This window comes from Rossellomorea sp. GAMAL-10_SWC (genome assembly GCF_049568075.1).
GTDB lineage: Bacteria > Bacillota > Bacilli > Bacillales > Bacillaceae_G > Gottfriedia.
Genome location: NZ_CP144911.1, coordinates 4,184,619 through 4,209,580, shown reverse-complemented (window position 1 = coordinate 4,209,580; position 24,962 = coordinate 4,184,619). Strand labels below are relative to the sequence as shown.

20 protein-coding genes and 2 rRNA genes are annotated in these 24,962 nt (G+C 37.5%); 21 read left to right on the top strand and 1 reads right to left on the bottom strand.

The window, feature by feature from the left end; genetic code table 11:
• The first annotated feature begins 7 nt into the window (after nucleotides 1–7).
• The 18 genes from rplQ to V5E38_RS20295 all read left to right on the top strand — a co-directional run bounded on the left by rplQ (nucleotide 8) and on the right by V5E38_RS20295 (nucleotide 18,803).
• Nucleotides 8–370 (top strand): 50S ribosomal protein L17, encoded by a 363-nt coding sequence (gene rplQ / locus V5E38_RS20380; RefSeq protein WP_056467487.1) that lies wholly within the window; start codon nucleotides 8–10, stop codon nucleotides 368–370.
• 113 nt (nucleotides 371–483) lie between these two features.
• Nucleotides 484–1,326, top strand: coding sequence for an energy-coupling factor ABC transporter ATP-binding protein (locus tag V5E38_RS20375; protein WP_097978196.1), 843 nt, complete (start codon nucleotides 484–486; stop codon nucleotides 1,324–1,326).
• The gene (locus tag V5E38_RS20370; protein WP_499211308.1) at nucleotides 1,302–2,168 is read left to right on the top strand and encodes an energy-coupling factor ABC transporter ATP-binding protein; all 867 of its coding nucleotides are present in this window, start codon (nucleotides 1,302–1,304) and stop codon (nucleotides 2,166–2,168) included. The genes V5E38_RS20375 and V5E38_RS20370 overlap by 25 nt, the downstream gene beginning before the upstream one ends.
• Nucleotides 2,165–2,959, top strand: a complete 795-nt coding sequence (gene cbiQ / locus V5E38_RS20365) for an energy-coupling factor transporter transmembrane component T family protein (RefSeq protein ID WP_499211307.1) — start codon at nucleotides 2,165–2,167, stop codon at nucleotides 2,957–2,959. The genes V5E38_RS20370 and cbiQ overlap by 4 nt, the downstream gene beginning before the upstream one ends.
• A 12-nt stretch (nucleotides 2,960–2,971) precedes the next feature.
• Nucleotides 2,972–3,715: a tRNA pseudouridine synthase A gene (gene truA / locus V5E38_RS20360; protein WP_499211306.1), complete on the top strand. Its 744-nt coding sequence runs from the start codon at nucleotides 2,972–2,974 to the stop codon at nucleotides 3,713–3,715.
• Nucleotides 3,716–3,872: 157 nt separating this feature from the next.
• Nucleotides 3,873–4,310 (top strand): 50S ribosomal protein L13, encoded by a 438-nt coding sequence (gene rplM / locus V5E38_RS20355; RefSeq protein ID WP_056467502.1) that lies wholly within the window; start codon nucleotides 3,873–3,875, stop codon nucleotides 4,308–4,310.
• A 21-nt stretch (nucleotides 4,311–4,331) separates the two neighbouring features.
• Nucleotides 4,332–4,724 (top strand): 30S ribosomal protein S9, encoded by a 393-nt coding sequence (gene rpsI / locus V5E38_RS20350; RefSeq protein WP_056467505.1) that lies wholly within the window; start codon nucleotides 4,332–4,334, stop codon nucleotides 4,722–4,724.
• 387 nt (nucleotides 4,725–5,111) lie between these two features.
• Nucleotides 5,112–6,383, top strand: a complete 1,272-nt coding sequence (locus tag V5E38_RS20345) for a cation:dicarboxylase symporter family transporter (protein WP_499211305.1) — start codon at nucleotides 5,112–5,114, stop codon at nucleotides 6,381–6,383.
• An 18-nt stretch (nucleotides 6,384–6,401) separates the two neighbouring features.
• Nucleotides 6,402–7,838: an aspartate ammonia-lyase gene (aspA, locus tag V5E38_RS20340; RefSeq protein WP_499211304.1), complete on the top strand. Its 1,437-nt coding sequence runs from the start codon at nucleotides 6,402–6,404 to the stop codon at nucleotides 7,836–7,838.
• Nucleotides 7,839–8,065: 227 nt separating this feature from the next.
• Entirely contained in the window at nucleotides 8,066–9,760 is a 1,695-nt protein-coding gene (locus tag V5E38_RS20335) for an NAD-dependent malic enzyme (protein ID WP_499211303.1), read from the top strand.
• A 174-nt stretch (nucleotides 9,761–9,934) separates the two neighbouring features.
• Entirely contained in the window at nucleotides 9,935–11,188 is a 1,254-nt protein-coding gene (locus V5E38_RS20330) for an ATP-binding protein (RefSeq protein WP_499213614.1), read from the top strand.
• On the top strand, nucleotides 11,185–12,117 hold the full coding sequence (locus tag V5E38_RS20325; protein ID WP_499211302.1) for a response regulator: 933 nt from the start codon (nucleotides 11,185–11,187) through the stop codon (nucleotides 12,115–12,117). Before V5E38_RS20330 ends, V5E38_RS20325 begins: the two co-directional genes overlap by 4 nt.
• Before the next feature lie 223 nt (nucleotides 12,118–12,340).
• Nucleotides 12,341–13,666 carry a phage portal protein gene (locus V5E38_RS20320; protein WP_499211301.1) on the top strand — a complete coding sequence of 442 codons (1,326 nt, stop codon included), beginning with the start codon at nucleotides 12,341–12,343 and terminating at the stop codon, nucleotides 13,664–13,666.
• A 164-nt stretch (nucleotides 13,667–13,830) separates the two neighbouring features.
• Nucleotides 13,831–15,099 (top strand): saccharopine dehydrogenase family protein, encoded by a 1,269-nt coding sequence (locus V5E38_RS20315; RefSeq protein ID WP_499211300.1) that lies wholly within the window; start codon nucleotides 13,831–13,833, stop codon nucleotides 15,097–15,099.
• 240 nt (nucleotides 15,100–15,339) lie between these two features.
• Complete coding sequence (locus tag V5E38_RS20310) at nucleotides 15,340–15,771, top strand: DUF2521 family protein (RefSeq protein ID WP_088014585.1); 432 nt, start codon at nucleotides 15,340–15,342, stop codon at nucleotides 15,769–15,771.
• A gap of 58 nt (nucleotides 15,772–15,829) precedes the next feature.
• The gene (gene cwlD, locus V5E38_RS20305; protein ID WP_056467529.1) at nucleotides 15,830–16,540 is read left to right on the top strand and encodes an N-acetylmuramoyl-L-alanine amidase CwlD; all 711 of its coding nucleotides are present in this window, start codon (nucleotides 15,830–15,832) and stop codon (nucleotides 16,538–16,540) included.
• Between the two features lie 421 nt (nucleotides 16,541–16,961).
• Nucleotides 16,962–18,023, top strand: coding sequence for an Mrp/NBP35 family ATP-binding protein (salA, locus tag V5E38_RS20300; protein ID WP_499211299.1), 1,062 nt, complete (start codon nucleotides 16,962–16,964; stop codon nucleotides 18,021–18,023).
• A gap of 192 nt (nucleotides 18,024–18,215) precedes the next feature.
• Nucleotides 18,216–18,803, top strand: a complete 588-nt coding sequence (locus tag V5E38_RS20295; protein WP_097978185.1) for a KinB-signaling pathway activation protein — start codon at nucleotides 18,216–18,218, stop codon at nucleotides 18,801–18,803.
• Nucleotides 18,804–18,824: 21 nt separating this feature from the next.
• On the opposite strand, the gene pdaB is transcribed toward V5E38_RS20295, so the two are convergent.
• On the bottom strand, nucleotides 18,825–19,592 hold the full coding sequence (pdaB, locus tag V5E38_RS20290) for a polysaccharide deacetylase family protein (protein WP_499211298.1): 768 nt from the start codon (nucleotides 19,590–19,592) through the stop codon (nucleotides 18,825–18,827).
• Nucleotides 19,593–19,744: 152 nt separating this feature from the next.
• Here pdaB and V5E38_RS20285 point away from each other — a divergent pair, with 152 nt between their 5' ends.
• The 3 genes from V5E38_RS20285 (at nucleotide 19,745) to V5E38_RS20275 (ending at nucleotide 24,913) form a co-directional block, all read left to right on the top strand.
• Nucleotides 19,745–19,921: a hypothetical protein gene (locus tag V5E38_RS20285; protein WP_176522633.1), complete on the top strand. Its 177-nt coding sequence runs from the start codon at nucleotides 19,745–19,747 to the stop codon at nucleotides 19,919–19,921.
• 351 nt (nucleotides 19,922–20,272) lie between these two features.
• Nucleotides 20,273–21,822: ribosomal RNA gene (locus tag V5E38_RS20280) — 16S ribosomal RNA — on the top strand.
• Nucleotides 21,823–21,975: 153 nt separating this feature from the next.
• Nucleotides 21,976–24,913: ribosomal RNA gene (locus tag V5E38_RS20275) — 23S ribosomal RNA — on the top strand.
• Together the 16S and 23S rRNA genes form the textbook arrangement of a ribosomal RNA operon.
• Nucleotides 24,914–24,962 lie beyond the last annotated feature (49 nt).

Sequence of the window (24,962 nt, the reverse complement as noted above, 5' to 3'; positions counted from 1 at the left end):
ACTAGAAATGGGATACAGAAAATTAGGACGTACTAGCTCACAACGTAAAGCTATGTTACGTGACTTAGCTACTGATTTAATTATCAACGAACGTATTCAAACAACTGAGACTCGTGCGAAGGAGTTACGTTCAGTTGTTGAAAAAATGATTACTTTAGGTAAACGTGGAGACTTACACGCTCGTCGTCTAGCTGCTGCTTACATCCGTAATGAAGTTGCTAACGCTGAAAACGGTCAAGACGCTTTACAAAAATTATTTGCTGACATCGCTCCTCGTTACACTGAGCGCCAAGGTGGATACACTCGTATCGCAAAAATTGGTCCTCGTCGTGGAGACGCTGCACCAATGGTTGTTATCGAATTAGTTTAATATTCGAATACAAAAGGGCTCGACGTTTCTTGTAAACATGTCGTTGCCCTTTTTTTCTGTTTACTTTTAGACTATTATATATCTATAAACAATGAGAAATTATAGGTGAACAAATGAGAAAAGATAGTATTAAAGTAGATAACATCTCTTTTAAATATCCACAGGCACAATCAAATGCAGTTCATTCTGTATCATTTAATATAAAAGAAAATGAATGGATCGCTATTGTAGGTCGAAACGGTTCAGGAAAGTCAACATTAGCTAAACTTTTAAATGGACTTATATTACCCGAAGAAGGCCAAATTGTGATTGATGAGGAAATTAGCTTATCAGAAAAAACAATTTGGGACGTGCGAAAGAAAGTAGCGATGGTATTTCAAAATCCTGATAATCAGTTTGTAGGTACGACAGTAATAGACGATATTGCATTTGGATTAGAAAACCATGGAATTGAGAAAAAAGAAATGGATCGTCGAATTGAAGAAGTTTTAAACATCGTCAATATGAATGAATTTGTACTCCATGAGCCACACTCTCTTTCTGGAGGCCAAAAACAAAGAGTAGCAATAGCAGGAGCATTAGCAATTCAACCAAGTATCTTAATATTAGATGAAGCTACATCGATGTTAGATCCTTTCGGTAGAAAAGAAGTAATAGAGACTATTCGTGATTTACATAAAGACATTAATATGACAGTTATTTCAATTACTCATGATATAGAAGAAGCAATACATGCAGACCGTATTTTAATTATGCATGATGGTCATTTAGTTCAAAGTGTAACGCCAGAAGAACTTTTAAAAACAGAGTTTTCTTTAGAGTCGCTTGGATTAGCATCTCCTTTTACAAATAACCTTTCTAGTTTATTAATTGAAAAAGGTTTACCTTTGAGACAAGACCATCTAGAGCAAGAAAGCTTGGTGAGCGAATTATGCAAATTACTTTTGAAAAAGTAGGCTATACTTATCAGCCGAAGACGCCTTTCGAGCATCGTGCTCTTTATGAAATTGATGTTACCATACCAGATGGGTCATATTATGCTGTAATAGGTCACACAGGCTCAGGTAAATCTACTTTTCTGCAACATTTAAATGGCCTCTTACAACCAACAGAGGGTATCGCTAAAATAGACGATATTACCCTTTTATCAGATAAGAAAAACAAGAATTTAAAGTCATTAAGAAAAAAAGTAGGCTTAGTTTTTCAGTTTCCCGAGCAGCAATTATTTGAAGAAACTGTAGAGAAAGATATTTGCTTTGGTCCAATGAATTTTGGTGTTTCTGAAGATGAAGCAAAAAAAAGAGCTAACGATTTAATTGAAAAAGTAGGCTTAAGTGAAGAATATTTAATGAAGTCACCATTTGAATTAAGTGGTGGTCAAATGAGAAGGGTTGCTATTGCAGGTGTTTTAGCAATGGAGCCAGAAGTTTTAGTTTTGGATGAACCAACTGCTGGTCTTGATCCTAGTGGTCAGAAGGCGTTAATGGATATGTTTTACGATTTGCATAAAGAAAAGGGCCTGACGATCATTTTGGTGACGCATAGCATGGATGATGCAGCGAGATATGCTGATACGATCCATGTGCTTCAAAAAGGGACTACGTATTTAAAGGGAACCCCTTTAGAAGTGTTCTCATATGAAAAGGAACTAGAGGAAATTGGATTACAAATTCCACTTTCTTTAAAATTCCACCAAGATCTGAATCAAAAATTAGGCATTAAAGAAAAAGCTACAAGTTTAACAATCGAACAGCTCGCTAATTATATAGCGAATCTTTATAGTGGGGAAACAAAATGAATAGTCTAATTATCGGAAAATATATTCCAATTGATTCTCTTATTCATCGTCTAGATGCTAGAGCAAAACTTCTTACAATGTTCATTTTTATCTGTATCGTTTTCTTAGCGAACAATTTTATAACATACGGTATTTTATTTTTATTTTCAATTGTAACAGTATTGTTATCGAGAGTACCTCTTAATTATTATTTAAAAGGATTAAGAGCAATCTGGTTGTTAGCAGTGTTTACGTTTCTATTGCATGTTTTTACAAATAAAGGGGGACCACTAATTTATCATTTTGGATGGGTCGAAATTCATAAAGAAGGAATTATTCAAGGTATTTATATATCTTTGAGATTTTTTCTTTTAGTTTCAATTACTACTTTACTGACATTAACAACAAATCCAATCGAAATTACCGATGGACTTGAGTCATTATTTAACCCATTTAAAAGGTTTGGTCTACCAGTGCATGAAATGGCTTTAATGATGTCAATTTCACTCCGATTTATTCCAACGCTTATGGAAGAGACTGAAAAGATCATGAAGGCACAATCGTCTCGAGGAGTAGATTTCTCTTCAGGACCTATAAAAGACCGGTTAAAAGCATTAGTTTCTTTACTTGTTCCATTATTTATTCATTCATTTAAACGAGCTGAAGACTTAGCAGTTGCGATGGAAGCTAGAGGTTACCAAGGCGGAGATGGAAGATCAAAGTTTCGTATTATGAAGTGGCATTTACGGGATACAGCATGTTTTGTTGTATTACTGTTTTTATTTTTACTATTATTGTTTTTACGTAAGTAATGGAGATAAGTTATGAATCGAATTAAATGTATAATTTCATATGATGGCACACTATTTAATGGATACCAAGTACAACCTAATCAGAGAACAGTCCAAACAGATTTTGAGAAGGTTCTAACAAAAATGCACAAAGGTAATCCAATAAGAATCCATGCATCTGGTAGAACAGATACAGGGGTACACGCAGTAGGACAAGTAATTCATTTTGATAGTGAATATGCCCTTCATCCAGAGCAATGGAAGAGAGCATTAAATGCACAATTGCCTAAAGATATTAATGTGAGATATGTAGAGATTGTCGATGATAATTTTCATTCTAGATTTGACGTCGTTCGGAAAGAATACCGTTATTTTATTTGGAATGAAAAAGACGAAAATGTTTTTTCTAGAAACCATCATTATTTTTTTCCTTTTGATCTAAATATTGTTAAAATGCAAGAAGCATTAGATTGCTTACTAGGTACACATGATTTTAGTTCCTTTTGTGCATCAAATACGGATATTAAGGACAAAGTACGTACGATTTATAAAGGAAGTATTAATAAAACAGATCAGGGGATTGTCATCGCTCTTGAAGGAAATGGTTTTCTTTATAATATGGTAAGAATAATTGTTGGAACATTAATTGAAGTAGGGCAAGGAAAGCGTGATGTAAAAAGTGTTAAAAACGCATTATTAGCACGTGATCGGGCCAAGGCTGGCAAGACTTCACCGCCTAATGGGCTCTTTTTATGGAAAGTTGATTATAACAACTAATCCTGGTGTAACATTTGCTTGACATTAGAAGGTATAAAGTTTAATATTAAATACGGTATTGTTTTAAGAACCACGATTAGCCCCGGAACCAGTCGTGTTAAAGATAAACAATAAAAACAATTTTACTTTATGTATATTGTATTAGGAGGAAAATAGAATGCGCACAACTTATATGGCAAAAGCTAGCGAAGTTGAACGTAAGTGGTTCGTTGTAGACGCTGAAGGAAAAACTTTAGGTCGTCTTGCAACTGAAGTAGCTACTTTACTTCGCGGTAAGCACAAACCAACTTTCACACCACACGTTGATACAGGTGATAACGTAATCATCATCAATGCTGAGAAAGTTGAATTAACAGGAAACAAATTAAACAATAAAATTTACTACCGTCATACAATGTATGCTGGTGGTTTAAAAGAGCGTACAGCTTTAGAAATGCGTACTAACTACCCAGTTAAAATGCTTGAGTTAGCTGTTAAAGGTATGCTTCCAAAAGGACGTCTTGGACGTGCTCAAATTAAAAAGTTACACGTGTATGCTGGTAACGAGCATCCACACCAAGCACAAAAACCAGAAGTTTACGAACTTCGCGGATAATAATAAAAGGAGGGCATTCACATGGCACAAGTACAATACTATGGCACAGGACGTCGTAAAAGCTCAGTAGCTCGTGTACGTTTAGTTCCTGGCGAAGGACGCGTTATCATTAACGGTCGTGATTTTGAAGATTACATCCCATTCGCTGCATTAAGAGAAGTTGTTAAACAACCACTTGTTGCAACTGAAACATTAGGTAGCTATGATATTTTAGTAAACGTTAACGGTGGTGGATACACTGGTCAAGCTGGTGCAATTCGTCACGGTATCTCAAGAGCATTATTACAAGTTGATCCTGAATACCGCGGAACTTTAAAACGCGCTGGATTATTAACTCGTGATGCACGTATGAAAGAGCGTAAAAAATACGGTCTTAAAGGTGCACGTAGAGCTCCTCAGTTCTCAAAACGTTAATTTTTATTTATACGTTCAAAACTCCTCTCCACTTTGTGGACAGGAGTTTTTTATTTTGTGGGTTTATTTCATCATGCATATATTCTGCTATTTTCAATTCTTCTCCCTTACTATACTTCCTTTTCCCTATCTTTCCTTTAATTATGGACAGACTTTTTAATTTTTGTCTGTCTGAAATTATTTCAGGATGAAGGGCTCTATTACACGGGCTTCTTCTTTCTTTTGATCTATTCCTTGTTCAATCCGTTCGACCATTTAACGTTTTTGAAACTTTTTATAATTATTTTAAAAGTCTTTGTAGGTTTTTGTATTGTTTTGTAGGTTTGCATATAGAATTAGTTATGTATTTCATTTATATGTTTGAAAGCGTTAACAAGGGGGATTTATATGAAGAAATTTGGATTAGCTACGCAAATCTTTGTTGCTCTTATATTAGGTATTGTTGTAGGAGCTTTTGTATACGGAAATGAAAAGGCAATATCTTATATTCAACCGATTGGTGATATCTTTATTCATTTAATTAAAATGATCGTTATGCCAATTGTAATTTCAGCTCTTGTAGTAGCTGTAGCAGGTGTAGGGGATATAAAGAAGCTAGGGAAACTTGGAGGAAAAACACTTCTTTATTTTGAAATCATTACGACGATTGCGCTTGGTATTGGAATGCTTGCAGCGAATTTATTCCACCCAGGTAAAGGTGTAGATATGACTCATCTGCAAAAAGGTGATATTTCAGCATATGAACAAACAGCAACTGCAACTCAACAAAGTGGTTTTGCAGAGACAATTGTTCATATTTTCCCGAAAAATGTGTTTGAATCAATGGCACAAGGTGATTTATTGCCGATTATTTTCTTCTCTGTTCTATTTGGTTTAGGAGTAGCAGCGATAGGGGATAAAGGAAAGCCTGTTCTTGGATTTTTTGAAGGCGTATTAGAAGCGATGTTTTGGGTTACAAATCAAGTTATGAAAACCGCTCCGTTTGGGGTTTTCGCGTTAATTGCTGTAACAGTTGCAAAGTTTGGTGTAAGTACTTTATTACCACTTGGTAAACTTGTTTTAGCTGTTTATGTAACTGTTGCATTTTTTGCTATTGTTATTTTAGGTATTAATGCTAAAATGACAGGGACGAATATTTTTACACTTATGAAGATTTTAAAGGAAGAGCTGATTCTTTCTTTTACAACAGCAAGTTCGGAAGCAGTACTTCCAAACATTATGAAAAAAATGGAGGACATGGGTTGTCCAAAAGCAATAGTATCTTTTGTTATACCGACAGGGTACTCGTTTAATTTAACGGGTTCAGCGATTTACCAAGCACTTGCTGCATTATTTGTTGCTCAGATGTACAATATTCACATGTCATTTATGGAGCAGGTAACATTATTATTTGTACTAATGCTTACATCAAAAGGTATGGCTGGTGTCCCTGGTGCATCGTTCGTAGTAGTACTGGCTACACTAGGTTCAATGGGATTACCTTTAGAAGGAATCGCATTAATTGCAGGTATTGATCGTATTTTAGATATGGTTCGTTCTGCAGTAAATGTATTAGGAAACTCGTTAGCAGCCATTACGATGGCGAAATGGGAAGGCGAATACGATAAAGATAAAGCGCAACAATATATTGATTCGATTAAGGAGTCAAAAGTTGCGTAAAGATGGGAGAAAAAACAAATGGCGGCTACTGAAATTAAACCAAACATACGCATTGAAAAAGATTTTTTAGGGGAAAAAGAAATTCCAGCAGATGCCTACTATGGTGTCCAAACATTACGCGCAGTTGAGAATTTTCCTATTACTGGTTATAAAATTCACGAAGAGCTTATTAAAGCTTTAGCAATTGTAAAGAAAGCAGCAGCACTTGCTAACGTAGAAACAAAACGCCTTTATGAGGGAAATGGTAAAGCGATTGCAGAGGCAGCTCAAGAAATTATTGAGGGCAAATGGCATGATCAGTTCATTGTTGATCCGATTCAAGGTGGAGCAGGGACATCAATGAATATGAATGCAAATGAAGTTATTGCAAATCGTGCGCTTGAAATACTAGGTAAAGAAAAAGGTGACTATTTCTGCATTAGTCCAAATACCCATGTAAATATGTCGCAGTCTACAAATGATGCATTCCCAACTGCAATTCATATCGCGACTTTAAATATGTTAGAGAAATTGTTAAACACAATGAATTATATGCGTGATGTATTTGACTTAAAAGCAAAAGAATTTGACCATGTCATTAAAATGGGCCGTACTCACTTGCAAGATGCAGTACCTATTCGTTTAGGACAAGAATTCGAAGCATATTCTCGAGTACTTGGTCGTGATATAAAACGTATCGAACAATCTCGTCAGCACTTATATGAAGTAAATATGGGGGCTACAGCGGTTGGAACAGGTTTAAATGCAGATCCACGCTATATTGAACTAGTTGTTAAGCAACTTGCTGAAATAAGCGGCTTATCACTTGTTGGAGCTGAGCATCTAGTTGATGCTACTCAAAACACTGATGCTTACACAGAAGTATCGGCTGCTCTAAAAGTATGTATGATGAATATGTCTAAAATTGCGAATGACTTACGTTTAATGGCTTCTGGCCCACGTGCAGGTCTTGGTGAAATTTCATTGCCAGCACGTCAGCCTGGTTCATCTATTATGCCAGGTAAAGTAAATCCTGTAATGGCAGAAGTTATTAATCAAGTTGCATTCCAAGTAATCGGTAATGATCATACAATTTGTTTAGCATCTGAAGCGGGACAATTAGAATTAAACGTTATGGAGCCAGTTCTTGTATTTAATTTACTTCAATCAATTAACATTATGAATAATGGATTCCGTGCATTTACTGATAATTGTTTAAAAGAAATTGAAGCAAATGAAGACAGAATGAAAGAATATGTAGAAAAAAGCGTTGGTCTAATTACAGCGGTTAATCCACATATCGGTTATGAAGTTGCTGCGAGAATAGCGAGAGAAGCTATTTTAACAGGAAAGCCAATTCGTGAACTTTGCTTAAAATATGATGTATTATCAGAAGATGAGCTTGATTTAATTTTAGATCCATTTGAAATGACTCACCCTGGTATTGCTGGTGCAGTTCTTTTAGAACGTCAATAAATCGGCTAGCCTGCAGATAAACGCTCACTTTCTATGTTGCTTAGCCTGTTTGCGGTGCCTATACCGCCATGTATGTAATTTTAGCACCGCTTCTGGCCTTGCGCATTGAAAGATAATTCGTTTTCAATCAGTCTGACAATTAATTATTACAAAGTAAGGGCGAAAAGCCCTTTTTTGCTTAACTAAAAAAGATAAAAATAAATTAGATAAAAAAGGGATGGGATTATATGCATAAATTCAAGGTAGGTTCGAATGGAGAAGTGGAGACTACCTTGCGTGGTGCCGAATTATTAGGTGTGCCAATGCTTAATAAAGGAGTTGCATTTACTCAAGAGGAACGAAAAGAATTAGGTTTAACAGGATTATTACCGCCTGCTGTACTGACGTTGGAGGAGCAAGCTAAACGTGCTTACGCGCAATTCTCGTCACAACCTACTGATTTGCATAAAAATGTTGCATTATCAGCTTTACATGATCGTAATGAAACTTTATTTTATCGAGTACTAACTGATCACTTACCTGAAATGCTTCCGGTTGTTTATACACCAACAGTTGGTTTAGCAATTCAACGTTATAGTAATGAATATAGAAGACCTCGTGGTTTGTATCTTTCTATTAATGAAGAAGATGGTATTGAACAAGCTTTTGATAATCATGGCGCGAATGCTGATGAGATTGATTTAATCGTTATTACTGACGGTGAAGGAATATTAGGAATTGGTGACTGGGGAGTTGGAGGTATTAATATCGCAATCGGCAAATTAGCGGTATATACTGCTGCGGCAGGTATTGATCCAGCACGAGTATTGCCAGTTGTTTTAGATGTTGGTACTGATCGCGAAGAGCTACTAGATAATCCATTTTATGTTGGAAACCGTCATCCTCGCGTTCGCGATAGCAGATATGATGCGTTCATTGATAAGTTTGTAACGACTGCGGTAGAAAAATTCCCAAATGCATTACTTCATTGGGAGGATTTTAGCTCTAAAAATGCACGAAACATATTAGATAAGTATCGTCACCAAGTTTGTACTTTCAATGATGATATTCAAGGCACAGGAGCTGTATCACTTGCAGCTGTATTAGCAGCAGTGAATGCTTCTGGTATTCCATTAAGTGAACATCGTGTAGTTGTATTCGGTTCAGGAGCGGCTGGTATTGGAATCGCAGATCAAGTACGTGATGCAATGGTACGTGAAGGCCTTTCATTTGAATTAGCAAACCGTAGATTCTGGTGTATTGACCGAAATGGATTGATTGCAGAGGATATGGAAGGGTTGTTCGACTTCCAACAACCGTATGCACGCCCAATCGAGGAAAATAATTCAGGTGCCAGCCTAGCAGAAGTTGTAAGCCAAGTTCATCCAACGATTTTAATTGGTACTTCAACTGTTGCTGGTGCTTTCACAGAAGAGATTGTAAAAGATATGGCAGCACATGTTGAAAGACCTGTAATTTTACCGATGTCCAATCCTACACCACTTGCAGAAGCAAAACCTTCTGATTTAATTAAGTGGACTGAAGGAAGAGCATTGGTAGCAACAGGAAGTCCATTTGCTCCAGTAACATTTAACAAAACGGTTTATGTAATTGGTCAATCAAATAACGCGCTTATTTTCCCAGGCTTAGGACTTGGAACAAATGTTTCACGCGCTAGTATTATTACTGATGGAATGTTTGCAGCGGCTGCAGAAGCTGTAGCAGAAATGATCGATGTAAGTAAGTTAGGTGCACCTTTACTTCCTCAAATTGAGAATCTACGAACTATTTCTGAAGTAGTTGCGATTGAAGTAGCTAAAGCAGCAGTCGCTGATGGAGTAGCTCGAGTTGTACACGACGATATTGAACAAGCAGTACGAAACGCAATGTGGGAGCCTGCATATCGACCGATGAAAGCTACAAAAGAATTGGTCACTATATAAAAATAAAAAATACAGCTTGTATGATCAAGCTGTATTTTCTTATGAAATTTAGTAGTATGGAGGATCATTGTGTTAATAACAACAAGGCGATATACTAGTAGCAAAAATCAGGAAGTGGTGGATTTGAAATCTAAAGGACTGCAAGGTAAAGATTTCTGGATTGTTATTGCACTTATGGTTATAGTTCCAATAGCGGGTGAACTGAACTTTCATCCTTTTGATAATATATTTCGCGTTAGTTTTGGAACCCCAATTTTTTTCTTTTCTTTATTGTATTTTAGGAAATATCATTCAGTTTTAATAGGGCTTTTAATAGGCATATCTGTCTCTGTATTCCGTGTTGGACTAGATTGGTTAATATTGACCGATTTTAATCTTGCTTCATCTTTTTCGGTTAGATTTCCTACTTTCTTATATTATTTTTCATATTCCGTTTTCTTTTATTTACTGAAGGTGAATCGAAATCAGCATCCTTTACTAATAGGAATCTTCGGTATTACGATTGAAATCACTTCTAGTTTAATCGAATTAATACTTCAACTATATGGAATGGGTTCTTCACTTACAGTCGAAGAGTTAAACAAAATTATTATTATTGCGGTGTTTAGAAGCTTCTTTGTATTAGCGTTTATCAATATGATGAAACTTTACGAGCTAAAACTGAAGGAATCACAAACTCGTAAAGAAAATGAAAATATGCTGATGCATTTATCCAATTTGTATGTAGAGTCTGTTTATTTGAAAAAGACATTACAAAATGCTGAAACAATAACAAAAGAATCCTACAATTTATATCGAGACATGAGTAAGTACAAACAGGATTTAGGAGTTCCAATTGAAAAATGGGGGAGCAAATCTTTAAGAATTGCAGGAGAGGTACATGAAATAAAAAAGGATAACCAAAGAATTTTTGCTGGACTTTCTAAACTAATTACAAGTGAAAGTTTGCCTGAATATATGAGTGTAAATGATTTAGTGACAATGGTGATCCGAATTAATCAAAAATATGCAGGCATGCTAGGAAAGAATATTGAGTTTATTTCCGAAATAAAGGGACAACATCCGCACTATCATATCTATCTAATGCTATCATTCATTAATAACTTAGTTGCGAACGCAGTTGAAGCTATAGAGCATAAAGGGACGATTCTCTTATCAATAGAAAGAGTTGAAGATTGGATTGAATGTAAGGTTATTGATAATGGACCTGGAGTACCTTCGAAGAACATGAAGCTTATTTTTAAACCTGGGTTTACTTCTAAATATAGCGATGATGGAACTCCATCTACAGGAATCGGTTTATCCTATATCAAAGAAATGGCAGAAGAACTTGGAGGAGAAGTTACTCTCAATCAAAAAGAGAGTGAATGTATTTTTACGATCCGACTACCAATCGGAGCTCTCGTCTTAGAAAGGGTGAATTTATGAATTTTTATATCACAGATGATGATGAAGTCTTTCGATCGATGTTATCACAAATCATAGAGGATGAAGAGTTAGGTGAAGTTGTTGGCGAGGCGGAAGACGGCTTTTTTTTAGATACAAATACGCTTGAAATAAATCATGTTGATATATTATTTATCGATTTATTAATGCCTCTTCAGGATGGTATAGAAACAATACGGAGAATGGGATCTACATTCAAAGGGAAAGTTATTATGATTTCTCAAGTGGAGTCTAAAGAATTAATTGGAGAAGCTTATTCTCTCGGTATTGAATATTACATTACTAAGCCATTGAACAAAATTGAAGTGATATCGGTCGTTAGAAAGGTCTTGGAGCGAATTCGACTAGAGCGATCGATTCTTGATATTCAAAAGTCATTAAGTAATGTTTTTGATGTAAATTCAATCAATCAACATAAACCAGTGTCTGATAAAAAGAAAATAACGGATTGGGGACAGGTACTATTATCAGAACTTGGCATAGCTGGAGAAAATGGGAGTAAAGACTTGCTTGATATGCTCAATTACCTATATGAATATGAAACGAATTTTGGTTTAGAGGCAGGGTTTCCTACATTAAAGGATATATACACGCACATCAGTTTGAAAAAGCTAGGGATTGTAAATTCTCAAGAAGACGTTGAGCGGGAAAGGAAATCATCTGAACAACGAGTTCGTAGAGCGATTTATCAATCATTAAACCATATGGCATCAATAGGACTGACAGATTTTGCGAACCCTAAATTTGAAAATTATGCTTCAAAGTTTTTTGATTTTGAAACAGTTCGTCAAAGAATGAGTGAATTGAAGCAAGCATCCTTGACTTCATCAACACATACTCGCATTAATGCAAAGAAATTTATACAAGTTTTATACTTCGAATCGAAACAGCTTTTAGTTGAAAGATATTAAAAATAAATTTTAGTAGGCCCTCAGGGCGCTTTTGCTGAGGGCCTTTCCGTATGAGATTACTTTCTGGAATAAACTAAATAGTATACTCATATTCTAAAATGACGAAAATTAAAAAATTCTAATAATTCATTCTCAAATTGTAGCATAGAAGAGTTTTAAAAGAATAAAATAATATACCTTAATAAATTATACCTATGGCCATCTACGTTAGGGGTGATGTACATTGGGCTTAATCGACTGGATAATGGGCAAAATGAATTTCCAATCAAGCACTAGTTCTTTTGAATTATTAAATGATGAAGGGGATGGCCAATTAACATTAGGTGATACATTATTTAAGAATGATGTGATCAGGGCATGTATTAGGCCTAAAGCCAATGCAATTGGAAAACTAAAAGTAACGCATGTTAGAGAAAATAATAGGGAATGCAAGATTAACCCTGATCCATGGGTTTATAATGTACTGCAAGAACCAAATCCATTTATGTCTAGGCAATTACTTTTAGAGAAAATGGTAACCCAGCTTGACCTGAACAGTAATGCATTTGCATTTATAAAGCGAAATGATTTTGGTTATCCTACTGCTATTTTTCCTATTCCTTGTACGAAAGTTGAAGTGCTCGAAAATAATCAAGGTTTGATCTTTTTAAAATTCACATTCAAAACCAAAAATGTACTAATTTTACCTTATAGCGATATCATTCATTTAAGACAAGATTTTAATAGTAATGATCTATTTGGTACGCCCCCATATGATCCTTTACTTCCTTTATTAGAAGTGATTGATTCGGTAGATGACAGTATCATCAATAATGTAAGTAACAATCGTTTTATGAATTGGTTATTGAACTTTAAGGAAGTACTAGATCAAGATGATATGATCAAGAATACGAATGAATTTGTAAACAATTATATGAAATATACAGGAGACGGTGTAAAAGCAGGTTTTTCAGAGCCAACTTACACTTTACAACAAGTACCTACAAGTAATTATGCTCCAGAAGCACAAAGAACAAGTGATGCAATCAAAAGAATCTATAGTTTTTTTAATACGAACGAAAACATCGTTCAAAGTACATTTAATGAGGATCAGTGGAATTCGTATAATGAAGCTGTTATTAATCCTTTAGTCATTCAGCTAAATAATGAATTTACACGTAAATTCTTCACTCCAGCGGAACGGAAAAATGGTAATCGGATCGTTTTTGAAGCATCTAACTTAGAATTTGCATCGATTGCAACTAAATTAGCATTTTCAATTATGGTAGAACGAGCTTCTTTAACACCTAATGAATGGCGGGCACTATTTGGAATCGGACCAATCCAAAGAGGCGCTGTACCACTTCTAAAAAATGATACAGCACCAATCGATCAGAAAGAAAGAGATAGAGAATTTGAGTTGCGTGTTGAAAGGGAAAAGAAACGCGAAGAAGAAATTGAAAGATGCAGACAAGAGTGTTTAGAAGAATGCAAAGAATTTAAAGAATTTTGTAAGGAAGAACAGAAGAAACTTTTAGAAAAACCAGAAACAGACGAAAAAAATAAATAATTAGATAAAATAGAGCTATTAACTAATTATTAGTTAGGCTTTTTTTTTTTCAATTAGAAAGTTAGCATTGGTTAGATAGACAGGATACTTGTCCGAACACTTTTTCCATAGGTTCATATAGTAAAGTAAAAGCTAATATTAAACCAATTTATGGAGTTGTTTATATGTTTGAAAAAGATGCGATTATTACCCTATTAGGTAGTTCTGGCGGAGTGGCAAAGGCAGTACTTTCTATATTTAATAAAGCGGCAAAGGATCCAAAAGATCCGATCCATCAGATAATGAAAAATGCCAGGTTTCATTTAATTGATTTGAAACAAAGAGAATTAACTTATTTTGAAAGGATTATCCCTAACCTTATAGAAAACGTTACATTTCATGAAATGAATGTTAATAATATTGATTTAATGAAAAAACATCTCATAGAGAGTAATACAGTTATTGTAGTTGATGTGTCTAGAGCAGATTCTGTTGAAATGTTGCGCTGTTGTAATGAGTTTGGTGTGAAGTATGTCAACACAGCTTTAGAAAGTGAAATAGTTGATGAAGATGAAAGTATTAGTTCTGGGTTTCCACTTAAAGAACGCTTACGTATCTTCGAGGAAAATAAACGAAAGTTTAAAAATACTACAGCAATTATTGGTTCAGGAATGAATCCTGGAATTGTGCAATGGATGGCAATCGATTTAATGAACCAATTCCCTTCCGAAAAACCTCTTGCATGTTACATTGTTGAACATGATAATTCTTTTTATGAAAACCCTTCAATAGCTCAAAAAGAAACAATTTACACCACATGGTCCCCAGATTGCTTCCTAGAAGAGGCAGTCACAAGCTTTCCTATGTTTGTTAAACAAAATATTCCAATCTTCTTGTATGATGATGTCTATTCTGTTGAATTTAAAGTAACGTTGGGGGAAAAAGTCTTTTATGGTTGTCTTATGCCACATGAAGAAGTTTTTATTATTGGCAAATTGTTCAACTTAGAGAGTGGTTTTGTGTATCGTGTTAATGAGCATACAACAAATCTAATTAAAAATAATTTAAAAAACACTGACGAAATATTGGGTTTTGATAAAAAGCTTCTAGATCCTTCAACAGCTCCATTAGTAGGAGAGGACGTAGTTGGAGTTTTACTTGTGTACGAAGATAAAGAGCGCTATATCTATAATGTTATGAACAATAAAGATTCATTCGCTAATTACGGTACAAATGCAACCTATCTTCAAGTTGCGTGCGGAGTTTATGCAGGAGTTGCAAGTTTATTATTGGATACAGTAGTAAAAGGTGCCTACTTTGTTGATGAGTTAATATTAAATACAAATAGTAAATATGGACAGTATTTAAAATATCATATGACTCAGTTTGTCTATGGAGAAAATGAAAAAAGTGATGGATTACTTTTACAAAGAATGAAATCATTCGATAATTAAAAATACGAAAGAGGGGGAAAGTTTTTTCATTCCCCTCTTTTTATTTTATCTAAGTATGGGTAGACCTTTGTAAGTCTTAAAAAAATGCGTTGTTAATTCAAAATTAATACAATTTTTCTATTATATAAAATCGGTGTTTTTTATGAAAATTATTATTTTTTTATGGAAGAAATTAAGTATGTAGTTTTTGAATGAAGCACCCCTTTTCGTCTTAGACTATGGCTACGGGGAGGTTTCATCATGAATCTTATAACTAATTTCCGAGAAAAAAGAAGAGCAAAGCAAATTACATTTGAAAAAAGCTTATTAAAAGAACTAAAAATAATGCAATTAAAAGCCCAATTAAAGGATTCGTTTTCCTACTGTATAGACGCAGACATTAACCAAAGAAAAGCAAGAGAAGATTATTGTTTAGAGTTAGCGGTAGAAACATACTTATTGGGTGCAAGATATAGCCGATTTGGTTTTTATGGTGAACCAATTGAGAATGTTAAAAGAAGATCAGCTAAAGAATCTGAATGGTTAGCTTATTTATTTTATTCATCTGTATTTGGTCGTAAGGATGATATTCAAACAGAACCATTTGACCGATGTAAATCTTTTTTAAATAATTGGTGGTTAGATGGATATGTAAAAGGTGAAAGAAGACATAGACTTCGTTTATCAAAGTAAGTCATATTCTTCCTAGTTGTCCCATATATTTTTTATAGGACAATCAGGGGGAGAAAAAATGAAAAGATGGCATTTAATCGTTATCATTGTAACCTTTGTTTTTTTGATTTTGAGTATACCTTTATTACAAAAAACTTCAAAGACCTGGAATTTTAGAGGACTACCTCTAGATGGAAAAGTGATTGTTTTGGATGCTGGACATGGCGGACCAGATGGAGGTGCTTCAGGTGGAGATGTTATTGAAAAAGTTGTTGCTCTATCAATAACAAACAAACTGAGGGATTATTTACAAGGTCAAGGTGCAACGGTTATTATGACAAGAGATGGAGATTACGATCTAGCAGAGGATGGAATGAAAGGATATAGTAGAAGAAAAAGCGTTGATTTAAGGAAAAGGGTAGAAATTATTAATGGATCGAACGCAGACCTATACATATCAATTCATTTAAACTCCTTACCAAGAACATCTTCAAAAGGTGCACAAACATTCTTTTATGGTTCATTAATTGAAAATGAGCGATTTGCAAAATACGTCCAAGCTGAGTTAAGGGAAAGTTTAAATAATACTCATCGATTAGCGAAAATTATTAATCATGTTTATTTGATGAAATATGCAAAAGTACCAGGTGCACTTGTAGAAGTTGGCTTTTTATCAAATTATGAAGAAAGTCAGCAGTTAAGAGATGAAGAATATCAAGATAAACTAGCTGCAGCTATATATAGAGGGGTTATTAGATATTATACAGATAAAAATGAACCCCCGAATTAATCGGTGTTTCAAACTATTGACAAACGCTCGCTTTCTTCGTTACTTCGTCTGCTTACGGTGCTCATTACCGTTTAGGGTAACTCCGCTCCGCACAGACTACGTGCCTTGAAAGACAAACGTTTTCAATTAGTTTGAAAATCATATTTTTTGGACTTCGTCTACGTAAAGAAACCGCCGAATTAATCGGTGTTTCAAACTATTGGCAAACGCTCGCTTTCTTCGTTACTTCGTCTGCTTACGTCGCTCATTACCATTTAGGTTTCAATTAGTTTGAATATCATATTTTTTGGACTTCGTCTACGATAAGGAACCGCCGAATTATTCGGTGGTTTTCATTTTTACTAACTAATTTATGTTACTTAAGACTAACTATGATACATGTGTTATACTATTTAGTATATTAAGATAACGAGGTGTAAATATGCTTACCAATGAACAAGTATTATCACTTTTAGGTACAATTAATGAGCCATTTTTAAATAAATCATTAGCAGAATTAGATGCTGTTAAAGAAATATCGATAAAAGAAGAGAAGAAACATGTAAGCGTTAAAATTGCATTGTTGAAAACGGGCACAGCTGAACAAATGCAAATTCAAACACAAATTGTTCAGTTATTAAAGCAGAATGGTGCTGATACAGTTGGAATTCGATTTACTGAATTTACAGAAGAAGAAAAAGGTCAGTTTATTGAAGACAATGAAGAAAACTCAACACTTTCACTATTAGATAATAAAAAAGTACAATTTTTAGCGATCGCAAGTGGAAAAGGTGGAGTAGGAAAATCAACTGTTTCTGTAAACTTAGCTGTTTCTCTAGCAAGATTAGGTAAAAAAGTAGGTATAATAGATGCTGATATTTATGGCTTTAGTGTACCGGATATGATGGGGATTACGACAAGACCTGTGATCAGGGGTGAGCGTATCATTCCAGTCGATCGTTTTGGCGTAAAGGTTATTTCAATGGGATTCTTTGTAGAAGATAATTCACCAATTATTTGGAGAGGTCCAATGCTTGGTAAAATGCTACAACAGTTTTTCACAGAAGTTGAATGGGGAGATTTAGATTATTTATTACTAGATTTACCACCAGGTACTGGAGATGTAGCGTTAGACGTTCATAGCATGTTACCATCTTGTAAGGAAATAATTGTTACAACACCACATCCTACAGCTTCAATTGTTGCGGCTAGAGCGGGAGTAATGGCATTAAAAACAAATCATGAAATTATTGGTGTTGTAGAAAACATGAGTTATTTTGAAAGTAAAAAAACTGGCGAAAAAGAGTATGTTTTTGGTAAAGGTGGAGGAGAAAGGCTTGCAAAAGAGCTTCAAACAACTCTATTAGGACAATTACCTTTACAGCAGCCTGATTGGGATGAAGAGGACTTTGCTCCTTCAATATATGATAAAGATCACCCAACTGGTAAAATCTATACGTTGATTGCTGAGCAAGTAGTCGAAAAAATCGTATTAAATAAATAATAAACAATACCCTTTTAATTTGTATGCTTGTTTTTTGTTATCAATGGTTATACGATAACCATTGATAATATTTAGACATGAATTAAATTATTAGGGTATTTATATTGATTAAATAGTTAATAAAGTTTTATATGAATCGTTAATTTAAGAAGAAAATCAGAAGCTTTGTGAAAACGGGGGATTAAGAAACGAATGACGAGTCGGAAATTGGTTCGATTATTTTTAACAACATTACTAGTTGGTGGGATCGCAACAATCTTAACGGGTATTCTTTATGGATATAAAGAGTATTTTGGTTATGTTCAAGATGGTAGATTTATTAAACTTCTAGTAGAAGTATCATTTTTATTTATATTAGGATTAGTATTCAGTGCTGTAAGTCAGATGGGATTCTTTGCATATTTGACAATACATAGATTCGGATTAGGCTTATTTAAGTCATTATGGAATACAGTTCAAATTGTATTAATCATATTAGCTCTATTTGATTTAGCTTATTTTCGATTTAAAGAGTATGCGCATGGAGAAGCTTTTACTGTCTATTTAATATTCCCAATAGTACTTTTAGTAGGTAGTTTGATTGTTTCTTATATAAAAATGAAAGAAACAAACAAAGGGGCGTTTATTCCAGCACTATTTTTTATGATTGTCGTTACAATCGTTGAATGGGTTCCTGCATTAAGACAGAATGATCTTTCGTGGTTAATTCTAATGTTAGTACCGTTATTTATTTGTAATGCGTATCAGTTATTAACACTACACAAAATACTAAAAAGCTAAGAGAAATTTCTCTTAGCTTTTTTATTTTACAACTTTAATATTTGTTTTAGTATTAGATATCATTTGAGAAACTGTTATGTTTTTATATCCTTCTTCTTTTAAGTAGGACCAAATTAATGGCAATGCTTTTGGCGTTTGAAGTGCCGAATCACTTGCATGAAGCAAAATGATGTCGCCCGGATCAGTATTATTTTCTACGCTTTTAACAATTTTATTTGTTCCAGGATTTCTCCAGTCTTCAGTATTAACACTCCAATGAATCACAGAAAGATTGTTCCGTGCAGCAAGTTTTATAACTTCTTTATTATATTCACCATTTGGTGGTCTAAATAACTTAACATCTTTTACGCCTAGACGATTAAATACTTCTGCTGAATTATTTAAATCTCTTTGCATTTCAACTGGAGTTAGCTGGGTGTAGCTTTTATATCGATACCCAAGTGTTCCAATCTCGTGACCTTGCTTAACGATTGTTTCAACGATCTCTGGATGTCGCTCTGCCCATGATGCAGATAAGAAAAAAGTGGCATTCGTAATTTTTTGATTTCGTAATACATCCAAAACTTTGAGTACATTTTCATCGCCCCAGCTTATATCAAAAGTAAGAGCTACATTTTTTTGCGAGGCATCACCTTTGTAAATTGCCATTGGCCCTTTGTTGGTTGAAAAAGTTGAAAATGTTTTAGGTGCTTGTATATAAACTAAGCAAGCTGTGAAAAATGCAATAATAGTAATTAAAGAAAATTGCTTTAGTTTCCTTTTTGAAGTGATGTAAAAGTAAAAAAGCATAAAATCGCCTTCTTTCTTGTCCAAGTTCTTATATAAAGGATATGAGATTTAGTAAGCTTGTATGCTATAAAACGAAATGATTAAATGTTTTAAGTATTAGAACAATAAAACTGGGATTTTCTTAAAGACGAAAGTACCATGGAGTGGGAATTATGTTTGGTATACTTCTAAATAAGGAGCATGTATTAGAGATCGAGTCGCTCATAATACGCTCGCTATATGAATTAGATAAAGAGTTATCATCGCATAACTTAAATGAAAGAGTTAAAAATGAAATGATTCTAAAGAAGAAAATCTTATATGAAGTGTATAATAGATTACCGCTGTGAGAGGATTCACTTAAATAATGGTGTAGAGTGTAAAAAGTATAATTGCTTTCCATTTTCGCAATTAGTAGGAGGCTTGTTCATTTAGTCCATGAAAAAGATTTTTAAAAAAATCATATTTTGTGTTGACGTTATATTTGAATACGTGGTATATTATTTCTTGTCTTCAACGACAACAAGAACTGATTCAACAAATTAAAAAATAATTTTTAAAAAATGTTGACAGACTATATTACGAAATGGTAATATTAAAAAGTCGCTTACGAGCGATGAAGTGAACTTTGAAAACTAAACAAAACATGAAGTAAACGTCAATTATTAGTTTTTTGAGCAATACAAGATTTAAACTTAACTTTTATGGAGAGTTTGATCCTGGCTCAGGACGAACGCTGGCGGCGTGCCTAATACATGCAAGTCGAGCGGACTAATGGGAGCTTGCTCCCGTTAGTTAGCGGCGGACGGGTGAGTAACACGTGGGCAACCTACCTGTAAGACTGGGATAACTTCGGGAAACCGGAGCTAATACCGGATGACATAAAGGAACTCCTGTTCCTTTATTGAAAGATGGCTTTGGCTATCACTTACAGATGGGCCCGCGGCGCATTAGCTAGTTGGTGAGGTAACGGCTCACCAAGGCGACGATGCGTAGCCGACCTGAGAGGGTGATCGGCCACACTGGGACTGAGACACGGCCCAGACTCCTACGGGAGGCAGCAGTAGGGAATCTTCCGCAATGGACGAAAGTCTGACGGAGCAACGCCGCGTGAGCGATGAAGGCCTTCGGGTCGTAAAGCTCTGTTGTTAGGGAAGAATAAGTGCTAGTTGAATAAGCTGGCACCTTGACGGTACCTAACCAGAAAGCCACGGCTAACTACGTGCCAGCAGCCGCGGTAATACGTAGGTGGCAAGCGTTGTCCGGAATTATTGGGCGTAAAGCGCGCGCAGGCGGTTTCTTAAGTCTGATGTGAAAGCCCCCGGCTCAACCGGGGAGGGTCATTGGAAACTGGGAAACTTGAGTGCAGAAGAGGAAAGTGGAATTCCAAGTGTAGCGGTGAAATGCGTAGAGATTTGGAGGAACACCAGTGGCGAAGGCGACTTTCTGGTCTGTAACTGACGCTGAGGCGCGAAAGCGTGGGGAGCAAACAGGATTAGATACCCTGGTAGTCCACGCTGTAAACGATGAGTGCTAAGTGTTAGAGGGTTTCCGCCCTTTAGTGCTGAAGTTAACGCATTAAGCACTCCGCCTGGGGAGTACGGTCGCAAGACTGAAACTCAAAGGAATTGACGGGGGCCCGCACAAGTGGTGGAGCATGTGGTTTAATTCGAAGCAACGCGAAGAACCTTACCAGGTCTTGACATCCTCTGACAACCCTAGAGATAGGGCTTTCCCTTCGGGGACAGAGTGACAGGTGGTGCATGGTTGTCGTCAGCTCGTGTCGTGAGATGTTGGGTTAAGTCCCGCAACGAGCGCAACCCTTGATCTTAGTTGCCAGCATTTAGTTGGGCACTCTAAGGTGACTGCCGGTGACAAACCGGAGGAAGGTGGGGATGACGTCAAATCATCATGCCCCTTATGACCTGGGCTACACACGTGCTACAATGGATAGTACAAAGGGTTGCAAGACCGCGAGGTGGAGCTAATCCCATAAAACTATTCTCAGTTCGGATTGTAGGCTGCAACTCGCCTACATGAAGCCGGAATCACTAGTAATCGCGGATCAGCATGCCGCGGTGAATACGTTCCCGGGCCTTGTACACACCGCCCGTCACACCACGAGAGTTTGTAACACCCGAAGTCGGTGGGGTAACCTTTTAGGGGCCAGCCGCCTAAGGTGGGACAGATGATTGGGGTGAAGTCGTAACAAGGTAGCCGTATCGGAAGGTGCGGCTGGATCACCTCCTTTCTATGGAGACATCATGAACCGATGGTTCATGTATGAAAATGTTTCTTCATTGTTTTGTTTAGTTTTGAGAGTTCACTCTCAACTTTGTACCTTGAAAACTAGATAATGTCATTCATTAAACTGCGTAAGTTTAATTCAATTAGTTTTAAAATTAGTTAAGTTAGAAAGGGCGCACGGTGGATGCCTTGGCACTAGGAGTCGATGAAGGACGGGACTAACACCGATATGCTTCGGGGAGCTGTAAGTAAGCTTTGATCCGGAGATTTCCGAATGGGGAAACCCACTACTCGTAATGGAGTAGTATCTTTACCTGAATACATAGGGTACTGAGGACAGACCCAGGGAACTGAAACATCTAAGTACCTGGAGGAATAGAAAGCAATAGCGATTTCCTGAGTAGCGGCGAGCGAAACGGAAGATAGCCCAAACCAAGAGGCTTGCCTCTTGGGGTTGTAGGACACTCTATACGGAGTTACAAAGGAACGGGGTAAATGAAGCGACCTGGAAAGGTCCGTCAAAGAAGGTAAAAACCCTGTAGTTGAAACCTCGTTCCCTCTTGAGTGGATCCTGAGTACGGCGGAACACGTGAAATTCCGTCGGAATCTGGGAGGACCATCTCCCAAGGCTAAATACTACCTAGTGACCGATAGTGAACCAGTACCGTGAGGGAAAGGTGAAAAGCACCCCGGAAGGGGAGTGAAAGAGAACCTGAAACCGTGTGCTTACAAATAGTCAGAGCTCGTTAACGAGTGATGGCGTGCCTTTTGTAGAATGAACCGGCGAGTTACGATCCCGTGCAAGGTTAAGTTGAAGAGACGGAGCCGCAGCGAAAGCGAGTCTGAATAGGGCGATATAGTACGTGGTCGTAGACCCGAAACCGAGTGATCTACCCATGTCCAGGATGAAGTTCAGGTAACACTGAATGGAGGTCCGAACCCACGCACGTTGAAAAGTGCGGGGATGAGGTGTGGGTAGCGGAGAAATTCCAATCGAACTCGGAGATAGCTGGTTCTCCCCGAAATAGCTTTAGGGCTAGCCTTATGTGTTAGAGTCTTGGAGGTAGAGCACTGATTGGACTAGGGGCCCCCAACGGGTTACCGAATTCAGTCAAACTCCGAATGCCAATGACTTATCCATAGGAGTCAGACTACGAGTGATAAGATCCGTGGTCAAGAGGGAAACAGCCCAGACCGCCAGCTAAGGTCCCAAAGTATACGTTAAGTGGAAAAGGATGTGGAGTTGCTTAGACAACCAGGATGTTGGCTTAGAAGCAGCCACCATTTAAAGAGTGCGTAATAGCTCACTGGTCGAGTGACTCTGCGCCGAAAATGTAACGGGGCTAAACGTATCACCGAAGCTGCGGATTGATACCGTATGGTATCAGTGGTAGGGGAGCGTTCTAAGGGCGTTGAAGCTAGATCGTAAGGACTGGTGGAGCGCTTAGAAGTGAGAATGCCGGTATGAGTAGCGAAAGACGGGTGAGAATCCCGTCCACCGTATGCCTAAGGTTTCCTGGGGAAGGCTCGTCCTCCCAGGGTTAGTCAGGACCTAAGCCGAGGCCGACAGGCGTAGGCGATGGACAACAGGTTGATATTCCTGTACCACCTCATTTCCGTTTGAGCAATGGAGGGACGCAGAAAGATAGGGTAAGCGCGCTGCTGGATATGCGCGTCCAAGCAATTAGGCTGATGTGTAGGCAAATCCGCACATCATAAGGCTGAGTTGTGATGGCGAGGGAAATATAGTACCGAAGTTCCTGATTCTACGCTGCCAAGAAAAGCTTCTAGCGAGGAAATAGGTGCCTGTACCGCAAACCGACACAGGTAGGCGAGGAGAGAATCCTAAGGTGAGCGAGAGAACTATGGTTAAGGAACTCGGCAAAATGACCCCGTAACTTCGGGAGAAGGGGTGCTCTTTTGGGTGTATGCCCGGGAGAGCCGCAGTGAAAAGGCCCAAGCGACTGTTTAGCAAAAACACAGGTCTCTGCGAAGCCGCAAGGCGAAGTATAGGGGCTGACGCCTGCCCGGTGCTGGAAGGTTAAGAGGAGGGGTTATCCCTTACGGGAGAAGCTCTGAATTGAAGCCCCAGTAAACGGCGGCCGTAACTATAACGGTCCTAAGGTAGCGAAATTCCTTGTCGGGTAAGTTCCGACCCGCACGAAAGGCGTAACGATTTGGGCACTGTCTCAACCATAGACTCGGTGAAATTATAGTACCTGTGAAGATGCAGGTTACCCGCGACAGGACGGAAAGACCCCGTGGAGCTTTACTGCAGCTTGATATTGAATTTTGGTACAGCTTGTACAGGATAGGTAGGAGCCTGAGAAGCCGGAGCGCTAGCTTCGGTGGAGGCGTCGGTGGGATACTACCCTGGCTGTATTGAAATTCTAACCTAGAGCCGTGATCCGGCTCGGAGACAGTGTCAGGTGGGCAGTTTGACTGGGGCGGTCGCCTCCTAAAGAGTAACGGAGGCGCCCAAAGGTTCCCTCAGAATGGTTGGAAATCATTCGAAGAGTGTAAAGGCATAAGGGAGCTTGACTGCGAGACCTACAAGTCGAGCAGGGACGAAAGTCGGGCTTAGTGATCCGGTGGTTCCGCATGGAAGGGCCATCGCTCAACGGATAAAAGCTACCCCGGGGATAACAGGCTTATCTCCCCCAAGAGTCCACATCGACGGGGAGGTTTGGCACCTCGATGTCGGCTCATCGCATCCTGGGGCTGTAGTCGGTCCCAAGGGTTGGGCTGTTCGCCCATTAAAGCGGTACGCGAGCTGGGTTCAGAACGTCGTGAGACAGTTCGGTCCCTATCCGTCGTGGGCGCAGGAAATTTGAGAGGAGCTGTCCTTAGTACGAGAGGACCGGGATGGACACACCGCTGGTGTACCAGTTGTTCTGCCAAGAGCATGGCTGGGTAGCTATGTGTGGAAGGGATAAGTGCTGAAAGCATCTAAGCATGAAGCCCCCCTCAAGATGAGATTTCCCATAGCGTTAAGCTAGTAAGACCCCTGAGAGACGATCAGGTTGATAGGTCAGAGGTGGAAGCGTGGTGACACGTGGAGCTGACTGATACTAATCGGTCGAGGACTTAACTAACAAGTTTGATAATGACATTATCTAGTTTTGAGGGTATAAGTTTTATAAA

Coding starts and splice junctions, on each gene's coding strand:
- rpsI (WP_056467505.1), top strand. CDS start 4,332: ATGGCACAAGTACAATACTATGGCACAGGACGTCGTAAAAGCTCAGTA.
- V5E38_RS20285 (WP_176522633.1), top strand. CDS start 19,745: ATGTTTGGTATACTTCTAAATAAGGAGCATGTATTAGAGATCGAGTCG.
- V5E38_RS20295 (WP_097978185.1), top strand. CDS start 18,216: ATGACGAGTCGGAAATTGGTTCGATTATTTTTAACAACATTACTAGTT.
- V5E38_RS20310 (WP_088014585.1), top strand. CDS start 15,340: ATGAATCTTATAACTAATTTCCGAGAAAAAAGAAGAGCAAAGCAAATT.
- cbiQ (WP_499211307.1), top strand. CDS start 2,165: ATGAATAGTCTAATTATCGGAAAATATATTCCAATTGATTCTCTTATT.
- V5E38_RS20335 (WP_499211303.1), top strand. CDS start 8,066: ATGCATAAATTCAAGGTAGGTTCGAATGGAGAAGTGGAGACTACCTTG.
- rplM (WP_056467502.1), top strand. CDS start 3,873: ATGCGCACAACTTATATGGCAAAAGCTAGCGAAGTTGAACGTAAGTGG.
- V5E38_RS20330 (WP_499213614.1), top strand. CDS start 9,935: ATGGTTATAGTTCCAATAGCGGGTGAACTGAACTTTCATCCTTTTGAT.
- V5E38_RS20315 (WP_499211300.1), top strand. CDS start 13,831: ATGTTTGAAAAAGATGCGATTATTACCCTATTAGGTAGTTCTGGCGGA.
- V5E38_RS20370 (WP_499211308.1), top strand. CDS start 1,302: ATGCAAATTACTTTTGAAAAAGTAGGCTATACTTATCAGCCGAAGACG.
- aspA (WP_499211304.1), top strand. CDS start 6,402: ATGGCGGCTACTGAAATTAAACCAAACATACGCATTGAAAAAGATTTT.
- salA (WP_499211299.1), top strand. CDS start 16,962: ATGCTTACCAATGAACAAGTATTATCACTTTTAGGTACAATTAATGAG.
- V5E38_RS20375 (WP_097978196.1), top strand. CDS start 484: ATGAGAAAAGATAGTATTAAAGTAGATAACATCTCTTTTAAATATCCA.
- truA (WP_499211306.1), top strand. CDS start 2,972: ATGAATCGAATTAAATGTATAATTTCATATGATGGCACACTATTTAAT.
- pdaB (WP_499211298.1), bottom strand. CDS start 19,592: ATGCTTTTTTACTTTTACATCACTTCAAAAAGGAAACTAAAGCAATTT.
- rplQ (WP_056467487.1), top strand. CDS start 8: ATGGGATACAGAAAATTAGGACGTACTAGCTCACAACGTAAAGCTATG.
- V5E38_RS20325 (WP_499211302.1), top strand. CDS start 11,185: ATGAATTTTTATATCACAGATGATGATGAAGTCTTTCGATCGATGTTA.
- cwlD (WP_056467529.1), top strand. CDS start 15,830: ATGAAAAGATGGCATTTAATCGTTATCATTGTAACCTTTGTTTTTTTG.
- V5E38_RS20345 (WP_499211305.1), top strand. CDS start 5,112: ATGAAGAAATTTGGATTAGCTACGCAAATCTTTGTTGCTCTTATATTA.